The organism is Mycobacterium bulgaricum (assembly GCF_041287165.2).
GTDB lineage: Bacteria > Actinomycetota > Actinomycetes > Mycobacteriales > Mycobacteriaceae > Mycobacterium > Mycobacterium bulgaricum.
The window spans coordinates 1,197,350-1,218,752 of sequence record NZ_JBGGKV020000001.1 but is presented as its reverse complement, the minus strand read 5'-3'; the positions used below and the strand labels follow the sequence as shown (position 1 = coordinate 1,218,752).

Here is a 21,403-nt window from a genome sequence, read left to right as displayed (position 1 = left end):
CTTGCATGTGCCGACGTTCGTCGTAGGCTCGTTGGCGATGCGCGCATGTGTCACGACCAGAAGGTCACGATGAGCACCCCCGCCTTCCGCAGCGGGTCGACGCGTGCTGGAGACACCGACCGTATTCAGGTAGCCCAGCTACTCACCGATGCGGCCGCGTCGGGCACGCTCGGCATCTCGGAATACGAAGACCGTCTGAACAGGGCGTATGCCGCCCAGACCTTCGACGAACTGGACCGGCTGGCGGCCGACCTTCCCGGCGCTGTCACCCGCGGCCGCGGCGGCCCGTGCCGGCCCGCGCCGTCGAGCCTGCTGCTCGCGATTCTGAGCGGCTACGAGCGCCGGGGACGGTGGAACGTCCCCCGTCGCCTCACCACGTTCGCGTTCTGGGGCGGCGGCGTCGTCGACCTGCGCTACGCCGATTTCACCTCACCCGAAGTCCACATCCGCACCTACTCGATCATGGGCGGTCAGACGATCCTGGTGCCGCCGGAGGTCAACGTCGATCTGAACGGCGTTGCGGTGATGGGCAGCTTCGACCACAGCGTCGACGGCGAGGGCTCCCCCGGCGCCCCGCATGTGCACATCAGCGGGTTCTCCGTCTGGGGCAGCGTCACCGTCCGCCGCAAGAAGCGCAAGCGCGCCGACTAGCGGCGTCGTTTCGCGCTCAGATAGTCGCCGACCACCGCGGCGCCCAGGCCGTCGAGGTCCGGCACCACCACGCGCCCACCCACGCGGCGCGCGACCTGATCGATGAAACGCGCGAGCCCCGGATCGCTGCCGAGCCGGAAGATCGTCACCTGCGCCCCCAGCCGCGCCACCTCGTCGAACCCCTTCACGGTGTGGGCGATGGTCCGGGGATGCGGCGGGTAATCGAAGAACACCGCGGGACTTCCGTTGCCGTCGAAGTCCTCCAGGTGCGCCGTCGGCTCGCCGTCGGTGACGACGAGAATCACCGGCTGCGCATTGGGGTGACGCCTCAGGTGCCGGGTGGCCAGCGCAAGCGCGTGATGCAGGTTGGTGCCCTGCTCGTAGACGCCCTCCAGCCCGGTCAGCTCGGCGGCGGTGACCGTGCGGGCGTAGCGGCCGAACGCGACGATCTGCAGGGCGTCGGAGCGGAACCGGGTGCTGACGAGGTGGCTGAGCGCCAGCGCGGTGCGCTTCATCGGCAGCCAACGGTTCTCCATCACCATCGAGAACGACGTGTCGACCAGCAGCGCGACCGCCGCCTGCGTGCGGGTCTCGGTCTCGGAGATCTCGACATCCTCGACCGTCATCGTGATCGGGCCGGCGGCCTCACCGGTGCCCGCCTCACGCAGGACGGCGTTGGTGAGGGTGCGGGTCACATTCCACGGTTCGGTGTCACCGAACTGCCACGGCCTGGTTGCGCCCGTCAGCTCGCCCGCGGCCCCGGCACGTCGGGTGTCGCGCTCACCATGGCGGCCCGAAAACTGTTGGGCCACATCGCGTAGGGCTGCCTGGCCGAGTTGACGCATGGCCTTGGGCGAGAGACGCCACTGCCCGTCGGAACCGCGGTCGAGAAAGCCCTGATTCATCAGCGCGCGTTCGAGCTCGGCCAGGGTCCTGGCGTCGACGGCGGCGTCCTCACCGAGTTGACGGGCCAGCATGTCGAGGTCGACGTCGTCCATCGTCGCGCCCGAATAGCTCTGCGACAGTTGCTCGGCGAGTTGCTCGAGTTCGGAGATGTCGGCGAGCGCCTGCGCGCCCTCCCCCATGCCCAGAGGGTCGTCACCGGAGAACCGTTGCGAGCCCGACCAGTCCTCGCCGGGGCGGGCGGCCTGCAGGTGGCTGTCGAGACGGTTGAGCGCGTTCATCAGCGACGGCGACCCGAACGCCTGCTGCGCCAATGAGTCCAGCTCGGCGCGCTGCTGCTCGCTGAGGCTGTTGCGGAAGCGTTGCGCCGCAGCCGAACGCTGCGCCAGCGAGTCGAGCAGTTCGTCGATGTTCTTCGGGTTCTCCGGGAAGTACTGGCCGTGCTTGGCCATGAAGTCGTCGAAGTCTTGTTGACTGTCTTCGCCTTTGGCGTGTTTGTCGAGCAGGTCGTTGAGGTCGTCGAGCATCTCGTTGACTTGCTGCCGATCCTCGTCGGTCGCGTTCTCCAGCGCTTGTTTCATCCCGGCGAACCGCTGGTCGAGCATCTCGCGGCCGAGCAGATCCTTGATCTGCTCGTACTTTTCGCGGGCCTCCTGAGAACGCCACTCGTACTCGGCGAGCTCCTGAACGGCTTTGGCCGGCGACGGCGACAGCGATTCCAGCTGCAGCTCGCCGAAGCGGGCGTCGTCGTCGAGAGCCCGTGCCAGTTCCTTGCGCTCGGCGAGCACCGCCTCGTCGAGCAGCTTCTTGATGTCGGCGAGCGTCCCGTCGAGGTTGTTGCGCTGCAACAATTCTCGCCGGCGACGGTTGGCCTCGGCGGCGAGCTTGTCGGCGCCAGGCATGTTCCTCGTGCCGCGGCGCAGCAGCTCGGACAGGGCGCGGCGGGGTGACGTGCCCTCCATGACGTCCTGCCCGATCGCCTCCAGCGCTTCCCTCAGGTCGACGGGAGGCGCCAGCGGATCCGGCCCGCCGGTGTAGCGCGAGTACCGCGAAAGCCTTTTAGCCATAGACCGTTTCGCCTTGATCGGACACCTTGTCGATTCGCTTGGCGAGGTAGAGCGCTTCGAGCGCGAGCTCGATCGCGGCCGCCCGCTGCCCCTCCGACTGCGCACCGAGGCGCTGCTGGATCTCGGCGACGGCGGGCACCTCGGGCAGCGCCGCCAGAACGTCGCGCGCCGAAACCCGCTCGCCGGTGGTGACGGGCGAGCCGCCTTCGACCGCCGTGACGATCGGGCCGACGTCGATGCCGCCGAGAAGCCGCTGTGCCGTCTCGGCGGTCGCGCGCCGCAGCAGATGCTCCAGGATCGCCTGCTCGCGACCCTCCTCGCCGGATTCGAACTCCAGCTTTCCGCGCAGCACGTCGACGATAGACGCCAGATCCACGACGCGGGCGACGGGCTCCTGCTCGTTCAGCACCGCCGCGCGGTGCCGGGCGGAGGCCCCCACGGTCTCGGCCGCGGCGATCGCGAACCGCGCGGACACACCGGACCGCTGGTCGATGGAACTCGATTCGCGCAGGCTGCGGGCGAACCGGGCCAGGATCTGCAGCAGGTATTCGGGCACCTCGGCGGCCAGGTGCGCCTCCTGGACGATGACGCCGACCTCGGCGTCGAGTTCCTGCGGGTAGTGGGTGCGGATCTCGGCGCCGAACCGGTCCTTGAGCGGAGTGATGATGCGCCCGCGGTTGGTGTAGTCCTCCGGGTTGGCGCTCGCGACGACAAGAACGTCCAGCGGCAGCCGCAGCGTGTAGCCACGCACCTGGATGTCGCGCTCCTCCATCACGTTGAGCATCGACACCTGGATGCGCTCGGCGAGGTCGGGCAGCTCGTTGACCGCGACGATCCCGCGGTGCGCGCGCGGGATCAGGCCGTAGGCGATGGTCTCGGGGTCCCCCAGGCTGCGGCCCTCGGCCACCTTGATCGGGTCGATGTCACCGACCAGGTCGGCGACGCTGGTGTCGGGCGTGGCGAGCTTTTCGGTGTAGCGCTCGCTGCGGTGGCGCCACTCGACAGGCAGGTCGTCGCCCGAGTCGGCGGCCCGGCGGATCGACTCCGGGGTGATCGGGCTGTACGGGTGCTCGCCGAGTTCGGAGCCCGCGATGACGGGGGTCCACTCGTCGAGCATTCCGGTCAGGGCGCGCAGGAGACGGGTCTTTCCCTGGCCGCGCTCGCCCAGCAGGACGATGTCGTGCCCGGCGATCAGCGCCCGCTCGAGCTGCGGGATCACGGTGTCCTCGAAACCGAGAATGCCGGGCCAGACCTCGTCGACGGGGGCGCCCGACGCCAGTGCCGCCAGCAGGTTCTCCCTGATCTCGGCCTTGACGCTGCGTTCGCGATGCCCGGATGCCCGCAGCTCGCCGACGGTGCGGGGCAGGTCGTTAGGTGATGTCACCACTCCAAGCTACGACTGCCGCACGATTTAGGCACTGCGCCCCCGGCGAACACCGTCTAGCGGGCGCCCGGAGGCAACATCTGGAAGCCGTCCAGGATCTCCTGCGAGTCGCGCTGATACTCCGGGTCTTCCTCGTCGGCGCTCTGCAGCGTCAGCGCGACGCCGAAGGTTCGGCCTTCGGTGAACATGACGGCGCTGAGCAGTTCGGCGCGCCGTGGCCCCGCGGTGCCCAGCAGCGGTGACATGTAGCTACCGCGCACAGCGGGCAGACCGCACAGGGTGGTGTCGGTCAGCTCGAGCTCGGTCACGCCCAGCTGTGACACCTGGTCTCGCTGCTCGTCGAAGAACGCCTGCGCGGACAGTTCACCCCGATGCGACTCCAGCGTCACCACCGCCGTCGGCGCCACCCCATCGCTGGCGAGCTCGTCGTTGCGCATCACGAAGCGGATCATGTCCGAATCGAGCGCCGAGATCCGCTCCCACCCGTCGGGCTGCGGGATCCGCAGCACCGGATCGGCGTCGGCTGAGACACCCGATGGGGTGGGCACATCGACGAGTTCGGCGTCGACAGGTGTGCAATCTTCCGCCGATGCGGCGGACCCGAACAGCTGGCCGGGCTGTGCGGCCACGCCCCGCGCGTCGTCGACCACACGGGTGCACGAGGACAGCAGCGTGGCGGCGACGAGCGCGACGAGCGCGACCGCACGTCGACGTCGAGGTGTCCGGATCGTCATCGGTGCATCGCTCCTAGTGCGCGAAATGTCGTGCGCCGGTCAGGTACAGCGTGATGCCGGCTGCTTCCGCTGCGGCCGTGACCTCGTCGTCGCGCACCGAGCCGCCGGGGTGGACGACGGCCTTGACTCCTGACTTGGTCAGCGTTTCCAGCCCGTCGGGGAACGGGAAGAACGCGTCGGAGGCACCGACGGCGCCCTGCGTGCGATCACCCGCCCGCTCCACGGCCAGCCGTGCCGCGTCGACCCGATTCACTTGTCCCATACCGACTCCGACGGTGGCGCCATCCCTGGCGATGACGATCGCGTTCGACTTGACCGCCCGGCATGTGCGCCACGCGAACACCAGGTCGGCCAGCGTCTGCGGGTCGGCGGGGGTGCCCGTGGCCAGCGTCCAATTGGCGGGGTCATCGCCGGCCGCGTCGAGCGCGTCGCGCTGCTGCAGCAGCAGCCCGCCGCTGACCTGCCGGAACTCGGTGCCGCCCGGCTGCGGCTCGGACGCCACGAGCACGCGGATGTTCTTCTTGCCCTGCAGGATCTCGACGGCACCGGGCTCGTACGCCGGGGCGATGATCACCTCGGTGAAGATGCCTGCGACGGTTTCGGCCATCTCCACGGTGACCTCGGTGTTGGCCGCGATGACCCCGCCGAAGGCCGACAGCGGATCGCACTCATGCGCCTTGCGGTGGGCGTCGGCCACCGACACCGACGAAATCGCGATGCCACACGGGTTGGCGTGCTTGATGATCGCGACGCAGGTGTCCTCGTGGTCGAACGCGGCGCGCCAGGCCGCGTCGGCGTCGGTGTAGTTGTTGTACGACATCTCCTTGCCGTGCAGCTGTTCGGCCTGCGCCAGCCCGGGCCAGCCACCGTCGTCGCTGTACAGCGCGGCCTTCTGATGCGGGTTCTCGCCGTACCGCAGCACCGCGGTGCGCCGGAACGTCGACCCCAGCCACGGCGGCAGCTCGGCCGTGTCCGTTCCCTCCTCGGGCGCCAGTACCGACCCCATCCAGGAGGCCACGGCCACGTCGTACTCAGCGGTGTGGCGGAAAGCCAACGACGCCAACTTCTTTCGCTCGCCATAGGTGAACCCGCCCGCCCGCACCGCGGCCAGCACCCCGTCGTATCCGAGTGGGTCGACGACGACGGCGACGCTGGGATGGTTCTTGGCGGCCGCGCGCACCATCGACGGCCCGCCGATGTCGATCTGCTCCACGCATTCGTCGACACCCGCACCAGAGTTGACGGTCTGGGTGAACGGGTAGAGGTTGACGACGACGAGCTCGAACGCCGCGACGCCGAGGTCGGCGAGCGCCGAAACATGTTCGGGCTTACGCTGATCGGCGAGCAGACCGGCGTGCACATGCGGGTGCAGCGTCTTGACCCGGCCGTCGAGCACTTCGGGGAACCCCGTGACGTCCTCGACCGGGGTTACGGGAATGCCTGCGCCGGCAATGGTTTTGGCGGTCGACCCGGTGGAGACGATGTCGACGCCCGCCGCGTGCAGCCCCTGCGCAAGCGGTACGAGACCGGACTTGTCGTAGACACTGATCAGCGCACGGCGGATGGGCCGCCGGAAGTCGTTGTCGCTCATCCTAAAATCGCCTTTCGTCCTGTCCAGGTCATACCGCGGGTGGCCACCGAGGCCACCACGTCCACCAGAAGCTGTCGCTCGATCACCTTGATCCGCTCATGCAGGGTCGACTCGTCATCGTCGTCGAGGACTGGCACGGCCTGCTGGGCCACGATCGGGCCGGTGTCGGTGCCCGCATCCACCACGTGCACGGTGCACCCGGTCAACCGCACCCCGTAGGCCAATGCGTCGCGCACCGCGTGAGCGCCCGGAAATGCGGGCAGCAGCGCCGGATGCGTGTTGAGCACACGGCCGGGGAACCTCGAAAGAAATTCCGGACCAAGGATTTTCATGAAACCGGCGGACACGACGAGGTCCGGGCTGTGGGCAGCAGCGGCATCGGTGACGGCGACATCCCACGCGCTGCGATCAGGATGGTCGGCCAGCGCGACGGTGAAGGTCGGAATCGAGGCGGCAGCGGCGATATCGAGTGCCGCACACCCACGGTCGGTGCCCACGGCGACAACCCGCGCCGGGAAGTCGCCGACGGCGGCGTCGAGCAGGGAGGCCAGCAGCGAACCGGTCCCCGAAGCCAGAACCACGAGCCGCGACGGCGCACTCGGGGCGACGTGGACCTCGGGCTGCACGCTGAGAGCCTAGTGGTTACGACGATCAGCATCGTCGCGGCCGTCTTCATCTACGACGCTGGGCCCGTTTATTTCGTCTCCGACGAAGGGCTTGCTCTCTTCGTCTACGACGCTCCAGCTGCTCTCTTCGTCTACGACGCTCCAGCTGCTCTCTTCGTCTACGACGAAGTGCTCCTCCGGGTCCATCTCCTCGGCCGGGGCCCTGTCCACCACGACACGTTCCGCGGCAGGCGCGTCGTCGAAAACCGGCTCTGGTCGCTCAGGGGCAGTGACGTCCGTGGAGATCTCCTCGGTCACCGGCTCTCGGTCCTCGTCTGGGTCCTCGACGGTCTCCTCCGCGATCACGGCGTCGGCGACCGGCTCGGGCTCGGGCTTGCGCACCCGGGGCCGGATGCCATCCGACATCGCGGTCGTCAGTGCACCGATGCCTGCGAACCAGAGGAATACCGCGGGCGCGAACGTCGCCTGATCGACACCAACGTCGCCGAAGTTGCCCAGCGGCCCGCTGCCCGCGTACGCCAGCAGTGCCATCGCCGCCGCCGCGACCGCCGAGGCCAGCAGCACCTTGGCCATAGCCGTGGGGAGCGGTAGCGGTCGGCGCGCGCACTGCTGCCCCAGCGCGACGGCGGAGACCGCGGCCACGATCAGCAAGGCCACCCAGACCGGCCCGAGCGGAGGCGTCGGAACCGCCGCCAGCACCGGCAGTGCAGGAATGTCACCGCCGAACACCGTGAACGAACTGAACGTCGCAAGGCCCACGTGGGCACTCGAGCCCACGGCCACTGCGGCGGTGCCGACCATCACGTTCGGCAGGTACAGCACCGACAACACGGTCAGGCTGAACTGGCCGAACATCGAGTCGGTAATGGAGAACAGGTCGTGCATCGTCGACCAGTGCACGATCAGTGACCCCGCGATCACCACCCCGGACAAGCCCATCAGGGCGAGCACCCCGGCCGTGGCCGCCCGGAACACGTCGAGCAGCCAGTTGGGCAGTGGCGAGGCGATCAGAAGTCGTCGACCCATCCGCGACCCGACGCCCAGAGCGGCGCCGATCGCATGGACAGCGAACACGCCCCCGAATGCGCGCAGGGCATCGGGGGTCTGCAGCTCGGTCAGGACCGACGCGGCGTCGTGGATGACCGCCAGGCTGATCGCGGCGATCAGCACCGGACCGCCCAACGCCGACGCGACCACCCACCGGGTGACGAACCAGGAGGTACTCGTCGTCGCCGCTGCCGTCGTGCGCGCGGTGCCGTAGATCATCAGCAGAACCGGCAACAACGGCATCACGCCCAGCGCACTGCCGGCGATCGACACCGGAACCTGATGCACCCCGAGCCACATGCTCGCGATCGCGCCGAGCGCGCCTGTCATGTCGCTGTTGGCGATCAGCAGCTGCAGCAAGACGACAGCGGCGATCACGACCAGCGCGACGACCGACGGGCCGAACGCAACCCGCAGCAGTTCACGCGCCTGGCGTGTACCGACGGGCCGGGTGCTCACGGGTTGGGCCGCTCCTCGCAGACGCTCGGGCGCGCGACGTTCGCGCACGCGCGGCTCAGACTACGACGACTGACCCGGCTGCGAGGTTGGCGGCGACTGGTGTTGCGCCGGAACCTGTGTCGTCGGCGTGTTGCTTGCCGGGGGCTGACCGTAGGTGGGGAAGCCCGTCGGCGGCGTAGGCGGACCGGACTGCGGGTCTGCGGCCTGGAAACCGCCGGTGCTCGGGCCGGTGCTGGGATATCCGCCGTACGGGGTCGGGTAGCCGGGACGCTGCTGCGGGCCCTGATGATGCTGCGGGCCGCCGTGCTGCTGGGTGGGCGGCTGGCCGTAGTACCCGCCCGGGTACTGGCCGTACTGCGGCTGCTGCTCGTACTTGGGTCGCGGCACCGGCGGGGTGATGATCCCTGAGTCGAAGAGCAGGACGACGACCGCGACGGCCGCCTGCAGCAGTGAGAAGGCGATGACGAGGTACAGACCCCAGTCGATCGACACGCCGCTCGGGGTCGAGATCACGACGTAGAGGACGAGCAGGAATCCCAGGACCGCCGCGACGGCGGCCAGTGCGCTGTAGTTGCCCTGCCGGGGAAGCAGGCCGACGCCCGCGAAGAGCGCGGCGAGCAGTGCCGCCACGACGACGAGAAGGCCCCACAGTGAGATGCCGCCGAGTGCGGCCGCGGCGGCCAGGTCGGCGGATCCCACGGCGAACTGCGGGCCGAAGCTGGACAGGAACACCAGCAGGCCGAGAGCGGCGGTGGCCGCGCTCAGGTAGAGGGGGAGCTTGCTCGGTCCGTCGCCGGCCGGCTCGGAGTCAGGCACTTTGCTGAACTGCTGGGTGGGGGCGCTGAACTGGTTGGTCGGCTGCTGAGCGGGCGGGAATCCAGGACCCCCGGGCGCGCCTTGTGGGTACGACATGACTTCTCCTGTGCTGTGCGGCATCGGAACCGGCGGTGACGCCGCCGGTGACGCCGTTGATGACGACACTGTCGACGGCGACGGTCGATAGATCCGCCTGAGCGATTCGATGAACCACGCTAGCGCACCTCCGGGAAGCGCCGGCACACCCAGCCGCCGCCTCGGTGAGGCACTACCCGGAGCTAGGCCGAGACGAGCACCGGGGACTCGGCGGAATCGCGCTCCGAATCCTCTATATCCCGGACCAGCGGCAGAACGCGCGCGCCGAAGTACTCGATCTCCTCCTGGAAGTGCAGGAAACCGCCGAGGATCAGGTCCACACCGCGCTTGCGGTAGGCGGCGATGCGTTCGGCGATCTGCTCAGGAGTGCCGATCAGCTGCGTGCGGAAGCCGTCGTTGTACTGCACCAGGTCCTCGAAGGAGGAATCTGCCCACATGCCGCGCTTGTCGGACGTGGAATCGCCCGCCTGTTGCACGGCGCCACGGAACCCGTCGACCGCGGGCTTGTTGGCCTTCGCGATGATCTCTCGGACGACCTCTTTCGCTTCTCTCTCGGTGTCGCGCGCGACGATGAAGCCGTTCAGCCCGAACTTCACCTCCCGGCCCGCGTCGCGCGCGTGGTCACGCACCTCCACCACCTGCTCGGTGAGCCCGTCGAAATCCTTGCCGTTGGACAGGTACCAGTCCGAGTAGCGGCCGCCGTTGCGTCGGGCCGCCGTGGAGTTGCCGCCCTGGAAGATCTCCGGGTTGGGACGCTCGGGCGTGTTGAGCGGCTTGGGCTTCAGCGTGAAGTCGTGGATGCGGTAGAAGTCGCCGCGGAAGTCCACGTCGTCCTCGGTCCAGATCTTGCGCAGCACCTGGAGGAACTCGGCACTGCGCCGGTAGCGCTCGTCGTGTTCGAGCCACGGCTCGCCCAGATGGGTGAACTCGTCTTTGAACCATCCGCTGACGACGTTGACGGCGAACCGGCCCCCGGACAGGTGGTCCGCGGTGGCGCCGAGCTTGGCCAGCACCCCGGGTTGCCACAGGCCCGGATGCACCGCGGCGATGACCTTCAGTCGTTCGGTGGCCAGCAGCAGCGCCAGGCTGAAGCTCGTGGACTCGTGCTGGAACTCCGCGCCGTAACTGGCTTCGTAGCGCACCTGCGACAGCGCGTACTCGAAGCCGTTGTTCTCCGCGGTCTGGGCGAGCTTCTTGTTGTAGTCGTAGTTCCAGTCCGTGCGCTGCTCGATGTCGCTGGTCACCAGCCCACCGCTGACATTGGGCACCCAGTAGGCGAACGTGACGTGGTCGGCGATGCGTTCGGTCGTCATGAACGCCATGGAACCGCCGGCGCGCGCCGCGGTCATCGGTATGGATCGCGGTGAAGGAAAGGGCCGTCAGGCCATCACGATCGGTGTCGGGGTTATCCCGTTGAACGGCGAAGCGGTGACGCTGGTGTAAGCACCCATGGCCGGACTGATCAGGAGGTCACCGACTCCGAGGGTCGGCATGGGATACCCGCGGGCGATGACGTCGGCGCTGTCGCAGGTCGGCCCGGCCAACACGACCGGTTCGAGGGCCGCATCGGCCCCAGAGAGCTCGCCGAGAGCCAGAATCGCGGGGTGCACGTCCTCGGTCATCACGTTCGAGTAGCTGCCATAGAGCCCGTCGTCCAGGTAGTACCAGACCTGCCCCTCCCGCACCGCTGTCCCCACCACGCTCGTCAGCAACGTCATGCAGTCGGCGGCCAGAAAGCGGCCCGGCTCGGCCAGCAGCGTGAAGTCGTGCGTCGTTCCGAGGACGTCGGCGACGATCGCCCCGACGTCGCCGACCGGCGGCGCACACTCCCGGTAGCTCACCGGGAAACCGCCACCGATGTCGATCACGCGCGTCTGCACCCCGACCGCGGTCTGCAGATGCGCGATCAGCTCAAGCGTCTCCTCCAGAGCTCGGCGATAGGGCGCCATCGAGGTTCCCTGGCTACCGACATGAAAGCTGAAGCCGGCGAAGCGCACTCCTGCCGAAAGCACATGTTTGACGAGCAGCTCGGCATCTGCGGGTGGGGCGCCGAACTTCGCCGACAGGTCCGACTTCGCGGTCGGATTGCGGAACGCCAAGCGCACCAGTATTTCTACATCGTCAGGCATTCCGGTGAATTTCTCGGCCTCGCAGGCATTTTCGACGACGAATGTCCGCACCCCCGCGCTGTAGGCGTGCTCGATGTCGACGGGCTTCTTGATCGGATTGGTGTGGATGCACCGATGCAGCGGCAATCCGAGGCGCTGGATCAGCTCGATTTCTCCACGCGTGGCCACGTCGAACCCACCGCCGCAGATGGCGATGGTCGACAACACGATCGGATGCGGCAGCGCCTTGACCGCGTAGTGCAGCCCGAAACCCGGAAGTGCGGCCTGAAGCTCCCGAAACCGGCGGGCCGTTATGTGCGGCTCGAGGACGAGCAGCGGCGTGCCGTACTTACGCGCCAACTTTTCCCAGCGCGGGCCGCGGTCCCGAAGCTCGTCACGCAATCGAGACCGCCACTGTGGGTTCATGGCCGCCCTCCTCTGCGAGATCAGCTTCGGGCGTGCGATGCGCGAGAAGCGAAGTGAATCGCTCGTAGCTGAAGATGGCGCAGGTGTAGAACGCGGCATCCGACACCAACTTTCCGAAGATCCAGCCGGCGAGGACATCTCCGAACATCATCGGCCCGATATAGAACGCCAACGGACGGACGGCGACGCTGTCGATCAGTTCGGCCGGACCGAACTCGACCGCAACGCTGCGCAGCGCGAGCAGATTGGCCACCGCGACGCGCGGGGCGCCCCGCCGGTGCGCCTGGTCGCGGTAGGTCCACCGCAGCGCGCTGATGTAAGCGGCGGCGTAGTACCCGATCGACGCGCCGACCGTCGCCGCGACGGCCGCCATCGCCAGCGAGCCGGTCTGGACGTAGACGAGCGCTGCGGCGCCGAACTCCGCTGCGGTCCCCGCGATTTCGCAGGGCAAGTACCGCCGCACCCATTCTTTGAATTTCGACCACTGTGACGTTGTTTCCCACATGCCCGAAACCTTCGTCGCCACCGGTACGGCAGTCCTGAGTAGCGGGCTACGCGTATTCGCCACCGGACGCCGCACGAGGCCGAGCAGGTACCCCCCTTGCGGCCGCGGATTGGAACACGTTCTAATTCTCGGCATGAACTACGGATTGGTGCTGTTCACCTCCGATCGCGGGATTGCGCCCGCCGCGGCCGCCAAGCTGGCCGACGAGCACGGATTCGAGACGTTCTACGTGCCCGAACACACCCACATCCCGATCAAGCGGCAGGCTGCGCACCCCACCACCGGGGACGAGTCGCTGCCCGACGACCGCTATATGCGCACCCTGGACCCGTGGGTCTCACTCGGCGGCGCCGCGGCTGTCACGTCCCGCGTCCGGCTGTCTACCGCTGTCGCGTTGCCCGTCGAGCACGACCCGATCACGCTCGCGAAGTCGATCGCCACGCTCGATCACCTCTCCGGTGGCCGCGTCTCGCTCGGCGTCGGCTTCGGTTGGAACACCGACGAGCTTGCCGATCACAACGTGCCGCCCGGTCGCCGACGCACGATGCTGCGCGAGTACCTGGAGGCGATGCGCGCGCTGTGGACCGAGGAAGAGGCCGAGTATGACGGTGAGTTCGTCAAGTTCGGACCGTCGTGGGCCTGGCCGAAGCCGGTGCAGGCGCACATCCCGGTCCTCGTCGGCGCCGCAGGTACCGAAAAGAACTTCAAGTGGATCGCCAAGTCGGCCGACGGCTGGATCACCACCCCGCGCGATTTCAACATCGACGAGCCGGTCAAGCTCCTGCAGGACACCTGGGCCGCGGCGGGTCGTGACGGCGCCCCGCAGATCGTGGCGCTGGATTTCAAGCCGGACCCCGAAAAGCTGGCACACTGGCGCGAACTGGGCGTCACCGAGGTGTTGTTCGGCCTGCCCGACAAGTCCGAGTCCGACGTCGCCGCCTACGTCGAGCGGCTGGCCGGGAAGCTCAGCGCCCTGGCGTAAATCGTGCGTGGCGGGTCCGCACGGACGACTTAGGCTGGTGAGCAACCCCGGCTAGGAGCCCCGTCCGTCGCATGTCCATTTCCATGATCCGCGCGCAGAACCCGCAGGAGGTCGTCTACGCGGGCGGTGACTTGGCCACCAAAGCATCGGCGCTCGACGAGCTGGTCGGCGAGCAGGTCCGCGCGCTGAACCAATTGAAACTAGACTGGTCGGGCAGCGCGGCGAATGCGGCGGTCGCCACGGCGTACCGCAACATCCAGCAGCAGCACTGGCAGCACGAGAAGTTGGCGGCACTGGCCCACGCGATGAAGTCCGGCGGCGGCGCCCTGGTCGCGGTCCGCGACGTCCTGCTGGCCTGGGTCGACATCGCATCGACGTTGTTCGACGTCTCGGACTCCGGAGTGGTCACGCCGCGGGCGCCGAACGACACGGCGCCATGGGTCGCGATCGCCGCGTCCTACACAAAGATCATCCAGCAGCTCATCGAGTCGTTCGTCACGACGGATCAGACGGTGTCCACGGGCATCAGCGCCATCAACGCCGGGTGGCTGCCGGGCAACAACCCGCTGCCGGGCAACATCGACCCTGACAGCTTGAACAGTGAACAGTTGAAATGGATGCAGAGTCTGGCCGGGTCAGGCGATCCCACTACCGGTGAAGGCGGGGTCGGTGTACCCAACACCGACCTGTCGATCATGGGTATGACGCCGGACGGACGCCTGTTCACGATTCAGGGCGACACCGGTGTGGGCATGGGTGAGACAGGCGGTCCAGGCCCCCGGCCCGCCGAGGGTGGCCACAACAACATCATCTTCTGGAGGATGGACGAGCACGGGAAATGGGTGGTCGACGAGGTCGTCAACGACCCGTTCCCGAACACCCCGGGCCGGTTACCGAAACAGGCCGAAGACATCTCGACCATCCCGACCTCGACCTTCAACAACGGCGACACGATGTACACGTCGGTGATGAATGTGAAGAACTGGGACGACGGCACCTGGCAGACCCGCAGTTCGCAGTTGTACAAGTCCACCGACGGCGGACGCACCTGGGAGCCGGTGAAACCCCTCGTGTGGACGAACGGTGAAGCCGCACACGATAATCCGTTCCAGGTGCAGAGCTTCGCGCCGAGCGATGACGGCTACACCTACATGTATGGAACGCAGGACGGGCGCGTCAACGACGGTATGCACGTGGCACGCGTCCCGACCGACCAGATCGAGAATCCCGCCGCATACGAATACTGGAACGGCTCGGGTTTCGACGCCGACCAGTATCCGGAAACGAGCCCCGCGATCCTGGCCCCGCCGAGCGGTTACGACGGTGTGGGTGAGCCGAGCGTGCACTTCTACGACAACAGGGCGCTCGTGACGTTCAACGACAACATGGGCAACGTGTTCACCAGTTCGTCGACCGACGGCGTCACCTGGTCGCCACCCCAACTCGTCACCGCTGCGCCCGGCGCATACGGCGTCTTTCAATCCCCGCTGTCCGGCGGTGATTCGATCGATGCGTCGATCTCGCTATGGAAGCCGTACGGCACGCACCTTGTCCAGATCCAGAACTCTGACACACGCGGATTAGGAGCCTACTGATGATCGCGAGATGCATTGCCGCCGTTGCATTGTCGATAACAACGCTCACGGGGTGTTCGCCGATGCCGGACACCGGATCCACCGAGAGCAGCGATGTGTCTCGACAATCCGCCACCGCGACGAGCCCTGCCGACGCTGCGCCGGAGGGCTTTCCGGATCTGTCGGGCTATACCGAGAGTGGCGAGCAATTCGCCCAGCAGATGGTGCCGCGTGTGCAGGGTTTCGCCTTTTCGACGCCCACGGGGCTCATCTGCGCGAGCAACGCCTACCCGGAGCCGAAGTTCGAGCACGTTGGATGCCGCGGGCCGATCCCGTCACAAGGCCCCGGCGACTGGTCGGTCGGCGCGGGATACGCGGAGTCGGGAACGATCGAATCCCTGGCCGGTGACCCAGATTTCGCCGCCGACAAGAAGCGGCCACCGCCCACGCTGGCACCGATGCACAAGGTCACCTCACTCGATGGCGTGGCTGTGTGCGGCGTCGATGACGCCGGGACCGTAGCCTGCCGGGTCGACGACCACGGCTTCGTGATCACCCCGGCCGAGACGACAATCTTCTAGCGCAGGACGGCCCTGTTGCCGGAGTCGGTCGGCGTCACAGTCAGCTTCGCGCCCAACGGATCTCCCTCGGACATCAATGCCACAAGGTCAGCGTCCTCAGTGGTCGCCATGAACCGTGAACCATCGGAATCGAGCCGGCCGACGATGATCCCGGTACGCACCGGCCAATCGTGGCGGACCGAATACGTCTCGACCGTTCCCGCGCCGTCCGGCGACTTCGTCACCTCGACCGTGGGGAGCTCGGCAACCTGCGCGGTCAACTCGGCGCTGCGCGAGGTCGGCCACGGCGCCGGCTCGGTCGAGTAGATACCCACCGAGTACTTGCTCATGATGCCGCCATTGGCGCCGACGAAGCCGAACTTGCCTGGTCTGTCCCGCATCTGAGTGACGGTCTCGGCGATCCCGTGCAGCGAGTAGCTGTTCCCGGGACCACCGAAGTACGGTAGACCGCCCGTGAGCGTGAGGCCACGCGGATCGTCGGCGGCCAGCCCGAGCGCTTCGCACATGACGAAGACGGGGAACGGGAAGCAGCTGTAGAGGTCGAACGTGGCGATGTCGTCGACACCGAGGCCGGCCACTCGCAGCGCTTCGTGCCCCGCATGTACTGCCGCCGGACTGGCGCCGAGATCAACGCGCTTGAGCAGGGGCTGCTCGATGAGGTCCGAGTGCCCGTGCACGAAAACCCACTTCTGTTCGGGCACACCGAGTCCGCGTGCCGCCTCGACAGACATCAGCACCGCCGCGGCGCCCTGGTTGACGGTGTCGCGCGCGACCAGCAACCGAGGGTAGGGATCACAGATCATCCGGTTCTCGTCGGTGACTGTTTCCACCTCTTCCACCGACCGTTCGACCGGCGATGACGAGAACGGGTTCTTGGCAGCAACTTTCGACATCGGAGCGAACAGCTGCGCCATCTGGTGGCGGTACTCGGTGACGCCGAGACCGAGGCGGGAGCGGCGCGCGTTGTCGAGCAATCCGTACTGCACCGGAGCGCCGGTGAGTCCGTGCGTGACGGTGTATTCGTCGATGTAGCTGTAGATCTGATGTCCACGGTCTTCGAGCTGGCCGTCGACGTTCTCGGTGAAGTCGGGCTTGTCGTCGCGGTTCGCGAAATACTTGGCGGTGGACCCTGGCTCCGAACCCATGATCATGACGACGTCGGCGTCGCCGCCGACGATCAGATTGCCCGCCTCGGTGACGAGTTTCTGCGGGCTCTGACCTCCGACGGGTTCGAGAACCACGCGGGCCGGGTTGCCGCCCAACCGGTTCATGACCGACCGCGGATAGTTGTTCGACTTGCCGAGCGTCGCGGGCATCGGACCGGAGATCTCGAACTGCCGCAGCCCGAAGACGGTGTCGATCGCCGCGGCCACCGCCGCGGAATCCGCCCCGGTGTCGCTCAGCGCCGCCTCCGCCGCGGCGGTCGCCAACTCCACGGCCGACATCCCGCGATAGGCGGGGTCGTCGATCCGTTCGGTGAACTGCCCGACGCCCACGATCACCGGCGTGCGTGGGTCAACTGCCATGCGCCCGTCCCTTCACCCCTCGGCTCTCCGAGTTACTTCGGGAGGCTAATAGAACACGTTCCAGCAAGGCCAATCGGGACATGCGCCGCTTGACCGCTTTGTCACTTAGTGACACAGTGGGGTTGTCACTAAGTGACAGAGACTCACGACGAAACGCAGCGGGCCGACGCAGTCCGGTCCGCTGATGACACGCGCCTGAGGAAGGACGACATGACCGGCACCGCCCCGCCCCCGATCATCCCCGTCGAGGAGTTCTTCAGCCCTCCCGTCCGCGCCGGCGCGACGATCTCGCCCGACGGCACCCGGATCGCGTACCTCGCACCGTGGAAGAACCGGCTCAACGTCTGGGTGCAGGATGTCGACGGCACCGAGGAGCCCCGCTGCGTCACCGCCGACGAAACCCGCAGCGTGTACATCTACTCGTGGACCCACGATTCGCGGTGGCTGCTCTACATGCAGGACAGTGGCGGCGACGAACACTGGCACCTGTATCGGGTCGATCCGGACGCCCCCGAGGTGTCCGCCGTCGACCTCACCCCGTTTCCTCGTGTCCGCGCATCCTTCGAGCTGCTCAAGGCGCGACCGGGCAAGGCCATCGTCCAACACAATGCCCGCAACGCCGAGCTCGTCGACGCCTTCGAACTCGACATCGCCACCGGCGAGCTCACCCTGCTCGCCGAAAACCCCGGCAACGTCGTCTCCTGGATCGCAGGCCCGGGCGGTGACCTGTTCACCAACACCTTGACCGCCGAGGGCGACGTCGAGATCTCGCAGTGGGATCCGGCGACCCAGACGCTGCGCCCCATCAAGGTTTACACCGGCCGCGACTACCCGCTCGGTATCCATCCCGTCGCGCCGACTCCCGACGGCACCGGCATCTGGCTGGGCTCCTACGACGGCAGCGATCGGCTGCGCCTGGTCCGCCTCGACGTGGCGACCGGCACCGAAGCCGAGGTGGACAGCCACCCCAGCTTGGATCTCGGCGCCCAGATCATGCTGCCGTCGCCGTTCATCCTCAGCGAGCAGACCGGGGAACTCATCGGTGCCCGCTACTACGGTGAGCGTCAGGTGATTCACGCGCTCGACCCGGACTTCGCCCAGGTGCTGAATGCGCTGACCGACCTTTCCGACGGTGACCTGTCGAAGATCTCCACCGATGACAGCGGACAACGCTGGGTGGTCAGCTTCACTCACGACCGCGAGCCCGGCGTCACCTATTTCTGGGACCGCACCACCGGCGAGAGCCGGCTGCTGTTCCGGCCGTATCCGCAGCTGGACCCCGCGGCGATGGCGCCGATGACGCCGGTGAACTTCGAGTCCCGGGACGGACTCCAGGTGCACGGATACCTGACTCTGCCGGTCGGACGGGAGCCGGAGAACCTTCCGCTCGTTCTGCTCGTGCACGGCGGGCCCTGGGCCCGCGACGTCTGGTCGTATCAACCCGACGTGCAGTTGCTGGCCAACCGCGGATATGCGGTGCTCCAGGTCAACTTCCGCGGATCGACCGGATACGGGAAGGCCTTCACGCAGGCCGCCATCGGCGAGTTCGCGGGCAAGATGCACGACGATCTGATCGATGCGGTCGACTGGGCCGTCAAGCAGGGTTACGCCGACCGTGATCGGGTGGCGATCTTCGGCGGCTCCTACGGCGGCTACGCCACGCTGGTCGGCGTCACGTTCACCCCGGACGTCTTCGCCGCCGCGATCGACTACGTCGGGATCTCCAGCCTGCCCAACTTCATGCGAACCCTCCCCGATGTCGGCCGCCGGTTTCTGGCCAACAACTGGAGGCTCTATGTGGGCGATCCGTCGGATCCCGAGCAGGAGGCCGACATGCTGGCGCGTTCGCCGATCACCAGGGTCGACCAGATCCGCACGCCGCTGCTGGTGGTGCAGGGCGCCAACGACTCTCGCGTCGTGCAGGCCGAGTCCGACAACATGGTCGCGGCGCTGCGGGGGCGCGGCGTGGAGGTCGAGTACATGGTCAAGGAGGACGAGGGCCACGGCTTCGTCAACCCCGACAACAACATCGACATGTATCGCGCCGTCGAGAAGTTCCTCGCCACGCATCTGTAGCCCGCGCCCGAAAAGCCCCCGGACGAACACGTTCCGGGGGCATCGTGGCGCTCGAGGCGCGGTCGAAAACGCAGCGAGCGCGCGCATCTGCACGTGTTCCGACGGTGTGTCGGCGTGCAGACGCGCGCGCTCGCGGTGCGAGTTCTACAGGTTCTGCAGCAGTTCGCGTGCCTTGGCGGCGGTCTCGGACGGCGTCTTGCCGACCTTCACACCCGCAGCCTCCAGCGCCTCCTGCTTACCCGCGGCGGTGCCCGCGCCGGACGTGACGATGGCGCCGGCGTGACCCATGGTCTTGCCTTCAGGAGCGGTGAAGCCCGCGACGTAGCCGACGACCGGCTTGGTGACGTTGGCCTGGATGTAGGCGGCGGCCTTCTCCTCGGCGTCGCCACCGATCTCGCCAATCATCACGATCAGCTTGGTCTCGGGATCCTTCTCGAACGCCTCGATGGCGTCGATGTGGGTGGTGCCGATGACCGGGTCGCCGCCGATGCCGATGGCGGTCGAGAAGCCGAGATCGCGCAGCTCGTACATCATCTGGTAGGTCAGCGTGCCGGACTTGGAGACCAGACCGATCGGGCCCTTGCCGGTGATGTTGTTCGGCGTGATGCCGACCAGCGACTCGCCGGGGGTGATGATGCCGGGGCAGTTCGGCCCGATGATGCGGGTCTTCTCGCCCTTTTCCACGTTGTAGGCCCACGCATACGCGCTGTCCTGCACCGGGATTCCCTCGGTGATGACCACCAGCAGCGGGATCTCGGCATCGATGGCCTCGATGATGGCGTCCTTCGAGAAGGCAGGCGGCACGAAGGCGATCGACACGTCGGCGCCGGTCTCCTTCATCGCCTCGGCGACCGAGCCGAAGACGGGCAGTTCGACCTCGTTGCCATCCTTGTCTTCGTGCTTGACGGTCGTGCCGGCCTTGCGGGCGTTCACGCCGCCCACGATCTGGGTGCCGGCCTTGAGCATCAGCTTGGTGTGCTTGGTGCCCTCGCCGCCGGTGATGCCCTGGACGATGACCTTGGAATCCTTGTTCAGGAAGATAGACATTTGAGTTGGCTCCCTTACTTGTTGGCCAGCTCGGCGGCCTTGTCGGCCCCGGAGTCCATGGTTTCGGCCTGTACGACCAGCGGATGGTTGGCTTCGGCCAGGATGCGGCGACCCTCGTCGACGTTGTTGCCGTCGAGACGCACGACCAGCGGCTTGTTGGCCTCGTCGCCGAGGATCTCCAGCGCCTTGACGATGCCGTTGGCCACCGCGTCACACGAGGTGATGCCGCCGAACACGTTGACGAACACGCTCTTGACCTGGCTGTCGCCGAGGATCACGTCGAGACCGTTGGCCATCACCTCGGCCGAGGCACCGCCGCCGATGTCGAGGAAGTTGGCGGGCTTGACGCCGCCGTGCTTCTCACCGGCGTAGGCCACCACGTCCAGCGTGGACATGACCAGGCCCGCGCCGTTGCCGATGATGCCGACCTCACCGTCGAGCTTGACGTAGTTGAGGTCGTTCTCCTTGGCCTTGAGCTCCAGCGGATCAGTGGCCTCTTTGTCCTCGAACTCCTTGTGCCCTTCCTGGCGGAAGTCGGCGTTCGCGTCCAGGGTGACCTTGCCGTCGAGAGCGAGGATCTGGTCGTCCGGCGTCCGGACGAGGGGGTTCACCTCGACCAAGGTGGCGTCCTCCTTGGTGAACACCTCCCACAGCTTCTGGATCGTCACCGCGGCGGCGTCGAGCACCTCGGCGGGCAGGTGGCCCTTCTCCGCGATCTCGCGCGCGAAGGCGAGATCGACACCCTTGACGGCATCGACGGGCACCTTGGCGAGACGGTCCGGCTTGGTGGCGGCCACCTCTTCGATCTCCATGCCGCCCTCGACCGAGCACATGGCCAGGTAGGTGCGATTGGAGCGGTCGAGCAGGAAGGAGATGTAGTACTCCTCGGCGATGTCGCTGGCCTCGGCGACCAGCAGCTTCTTGACGACGTGGCCCTTGATGTCGAGGCCGAGGATGTTCTGCGCGTGCGTGAAGGCGTCATCCGGGGTCGCGGCGTACTTCACGCCACCGGCCTTGCCGCGGCCGCCGACCTTGACCTGCGCCTTGACCATGACGGGCTTGCCGATCTCCTCGGCGATGGCCTTCGCGTCCTCGGCGGATTCGGTCACCCGGCCGGGAGTGGTGGGAACGTTGTGCTTGGCGAACAGCTCTTTCGCCTGATACTCGAAGAGGTCCATGGAATCCGGAACATCCCTGTCTGTGA

Annotated in this window: 18 protein-coding genes; 5 read left to right on the top strand and 13 right to left on the bottom strand. The window is 67.3% G+C overall.

What is annotated here, in order from left to right:
• Window positions 1–69 precede the first annotated feature (69 nt).
• A complete protein-coding gene (locus ACAG24_RS05965) occupies window positions 70–651 on the top strand; it encodes a DUF1707 SHOCT-like domain-containing protein (protein ID WP_370471723.1) in 582 nt (193 codons plus the stop codon).
• Here the strand turns inward: ACAG24_RS05965 and ACAG24_RS05960 are convergent.
• The 10 genes from ACAG24_RS05960 to ACAG24_RS05915 form a co-directional block, all read right to left on the bottom strand.
• Window positions 648–2,621 carry a VWA domain-containing protein gene (locus ACAG24_RS05960; RefSeq protein WP_370471722.1) on the bottom strand — a complete coding sequence of 658 codons (1,974 nt, stop codon included), beginning with the start codon at window positions 2,619–2,621 and terminating at the stop codon, window positions 648–650. The two genes, ACAG24_RS05965 and ACAG24_RS05960, sit on opposite strands and share 4 nt — an antisense overlap.
• The gene (locus ACAG24_RS05955; protein ID WP_370471721.1) at window positions 2,614–4,005 is read right to left on the bottom strand and encodes a sigma 54-interacting transcriptional regulator; all 1,392 of its coding nucleotides are present in this window, start codon (window positions 4,003–4,005) and stop codon (window positions 2,614–2,616) included. Before ACAG24_RS05955 ends, ACAG24_RS05960 begins: the two co-directional genes overlap by 8 nt.
• Before the next feature lie 56 nt (window positions 4,006–4,061).
• Window positions 4,062–4,739, bottom strand: coding sequence for a hypothetical protein (locus ACAG24_RS05950; RefSeq protein ID WP_370471720.1), 678 nt, complete (start codon window positions 4,737–4,739; stop codon window positions 4,062–4,064).
• A 13-nt stretch (window positions 4,740–4,752) separates the two neighbouring features.
• A complete protein-coding gene (gene purH / locus ACAG24_RS05945; protein ID WP_370471719.1) occupies window positions 4,753–6,330 on the bottom strand; it encodes a bifunctional phosphoribosylaminoimidazolecarboxamide formyltransferase/IMP cyclohydrolase in 1,578 nt (525 codons plus the stop codon).
• On the bottom strand, window positions 6,327–6,956 hold the full coding sequence (gene purN, locus ACAG24_RS05940; RefSeq protein WP_370471718.1) for a phosphoribosylglycinamide formyltransferase: 630 nt from the start codon (window positions 6,954–6,956) through the stop codon (window positions 6,327–6,329). Before purN ends, purH begins: the two co-directional genes overlap by 4 nt.
• Window positions 6,957–6,965: 9 nt before the next feature.
• Window positions 6,966–8,462, bottom strand: coding sequence for a cell division protein PerM (locus ACAG24_RS05935; protein ID WP_370471717.1), 1,497 nt, complete (start codon window positions 8,460–8,462; stop codon window positions 6,966–6,968).
• A gap of 60 nt (window positions 8,463–8,522) precedes the next feature.
• Window positions 8,523–9,374: a DUF5336 domain-containing protein gene (locus tag ACAG24_RS05930; RefSeq protein WP_370471716.1), complete on the bottom strand. Its 852-nt coding sequence runs from the start codon at window positions 9,372–9,374 to the stop codon at window positions 8,523–8,525.
• A gap of 182 nt (window positions 9,375–9,556) precedes the next feature.
• Window positions 9,557–10,687 (bottom strand): dimethylsulfone monooxygenase SfnG, encoded by a 1,131-nt coding sequence (sfnG, locus tag ACAG24_RS05925; protein WP_370471715.1) that lies wholly within the window; start codon window positions 10,685–10,687, stop codon window positions 9,557–9,559.
• A gap of 66 nt (window positions 10,688–10,753) precedes the next feature.
• Complete coding sequence (locus tag ACAG24_RS05920; protein WP_370471714.1) at window positions 10,754–11,908, bottom strand: type III PLP-dependent enzyme; 1,155 nt, start codon at window positions 11,906–11,908, stop codon at window positions 10,754–10,756.
• Window positions 11,877–12,413 (bottom strand): hypothetical protein, encoded by a 537-nt coding sequence (locus ACAG24_RS05915; protein ID WP_370471713.1) that lies wholly within the window; start codon window positions 12,411–12,413, stop codon window positions 11,877–11,879. The genes ACAG24_RS05920 and ACAG24_RS05915 overlap by 32 nt, the downstream gene beginning before the upstream one ends.
• 133 nt (window positions 12,414–12,546) lie before the next feature.
• Here ACAG24_RS05915 and ACAG24_RS05910 point away from each other — a divergent pair, with 133 nt between their 5' ends.
• From ACAG24_RS05910 to ACAG24_RS05900, 3 genes are all read left to right on the top strand, one after another.
• On the top strand, window positions 12,547–13,395 hold the full coding sequence (locus ACAG24_RS05910) for an LLM class F420-dependent oxidoreductase (protein WP_370471712.1): 849 nt from the start codon (window positions 12,547–12,549) through the stop codon (window positions 13,393–13,395).
• A gap of 71 nt (window positions 13,396–13,466) precedes the next feature.
• Window positions 13,467–14,990 carry a DUF5005 domain-containing protein gene (locus ACAG24_RS05905; protein WP_370471711.1) on the top strand — a complete coding sequence of 508 codons (1,524 nt, stop codon included), beginning with the start codon at window positions 13,467–13,469 and terminating at the stop codon, window positions 14,988–14,990.
• A 62-nt stretch (window positions 14,991–15,052) separates the two neighbouring features.
• A complete protein-coding gene (locus ACAG24_RS05900; RefSeq protein WP_370471710.1) occupies window positions 15,053–15,550 on the top strand; it encodes a hypothetical protein in 498 nt (165 codons plus the stop codon).
• On the opposite strand, the gene ACAG24_RS05895 is transcribed toward ACAG24_RS05900, so the two are convergent.
• Window positions 15,547–17,076 (bottom strand): acetyl-CoA acetyltransferase, encoded by a 1,530-nt coding sequence (locus ACAG24_RS05895; protein WP_370471709.1) that lies wholly within the window; start codon window positions 17,074–17,076, stop codon window positions 15,547–15,549. The genes ACAG24_RS05900 and ACAG24_RS05895 overlap by 4 nt on opposite strands.
• 210 nt (window positions 17,077–17,286) lie before the next feature.
• Between ACAG24_RS05895 and ACAG24_RS05890 the strand changes: the two genes are divergently transcribed.
• Entirely contained in the window at window positions 17,287–19,152 is a 1,866-nt protein-coding gene (locus ACAG24_RS05890; RefSeq protein WP_370471708.1) for an alpha/beta fold hydrolase, read from the top strand.
• 144 nt (window positions 19,153–19,296) lie between these two features.
• Here ACAG24_RS05890 and sucD read toward each other — a convergent pair whose 3' ends face one another.
• Complete coding sequence (sucD, locus tag ACAG24_RS05885; protein ID WP_370471707.1) at window positions 19,297–20,199, bottom strand: succinate--CoA ligase subunit alpha; 903 nt, start codon at window positions 20,197–20,199, stop codon at window positions 19,297–19,299.
• Window positions 20,200–20,213: 14 nt separating this feature from the next.
• Window positions 20,214–21,377: an ADP-forming succinate--CoA ligase subunit beta gene (sucC, locus tag ACAG24_RS05880; RefSeq protein WP_370471706.1), complete on the bottom strand. Its 1,164-nt coding sequence runs from the start codon at window positions 21,375–21,377 to the stop codon at window positions 20,214–20,216.
• Between the last annotated feature and the right edge of the window lie 26 nt (window positions 21,378–21,403).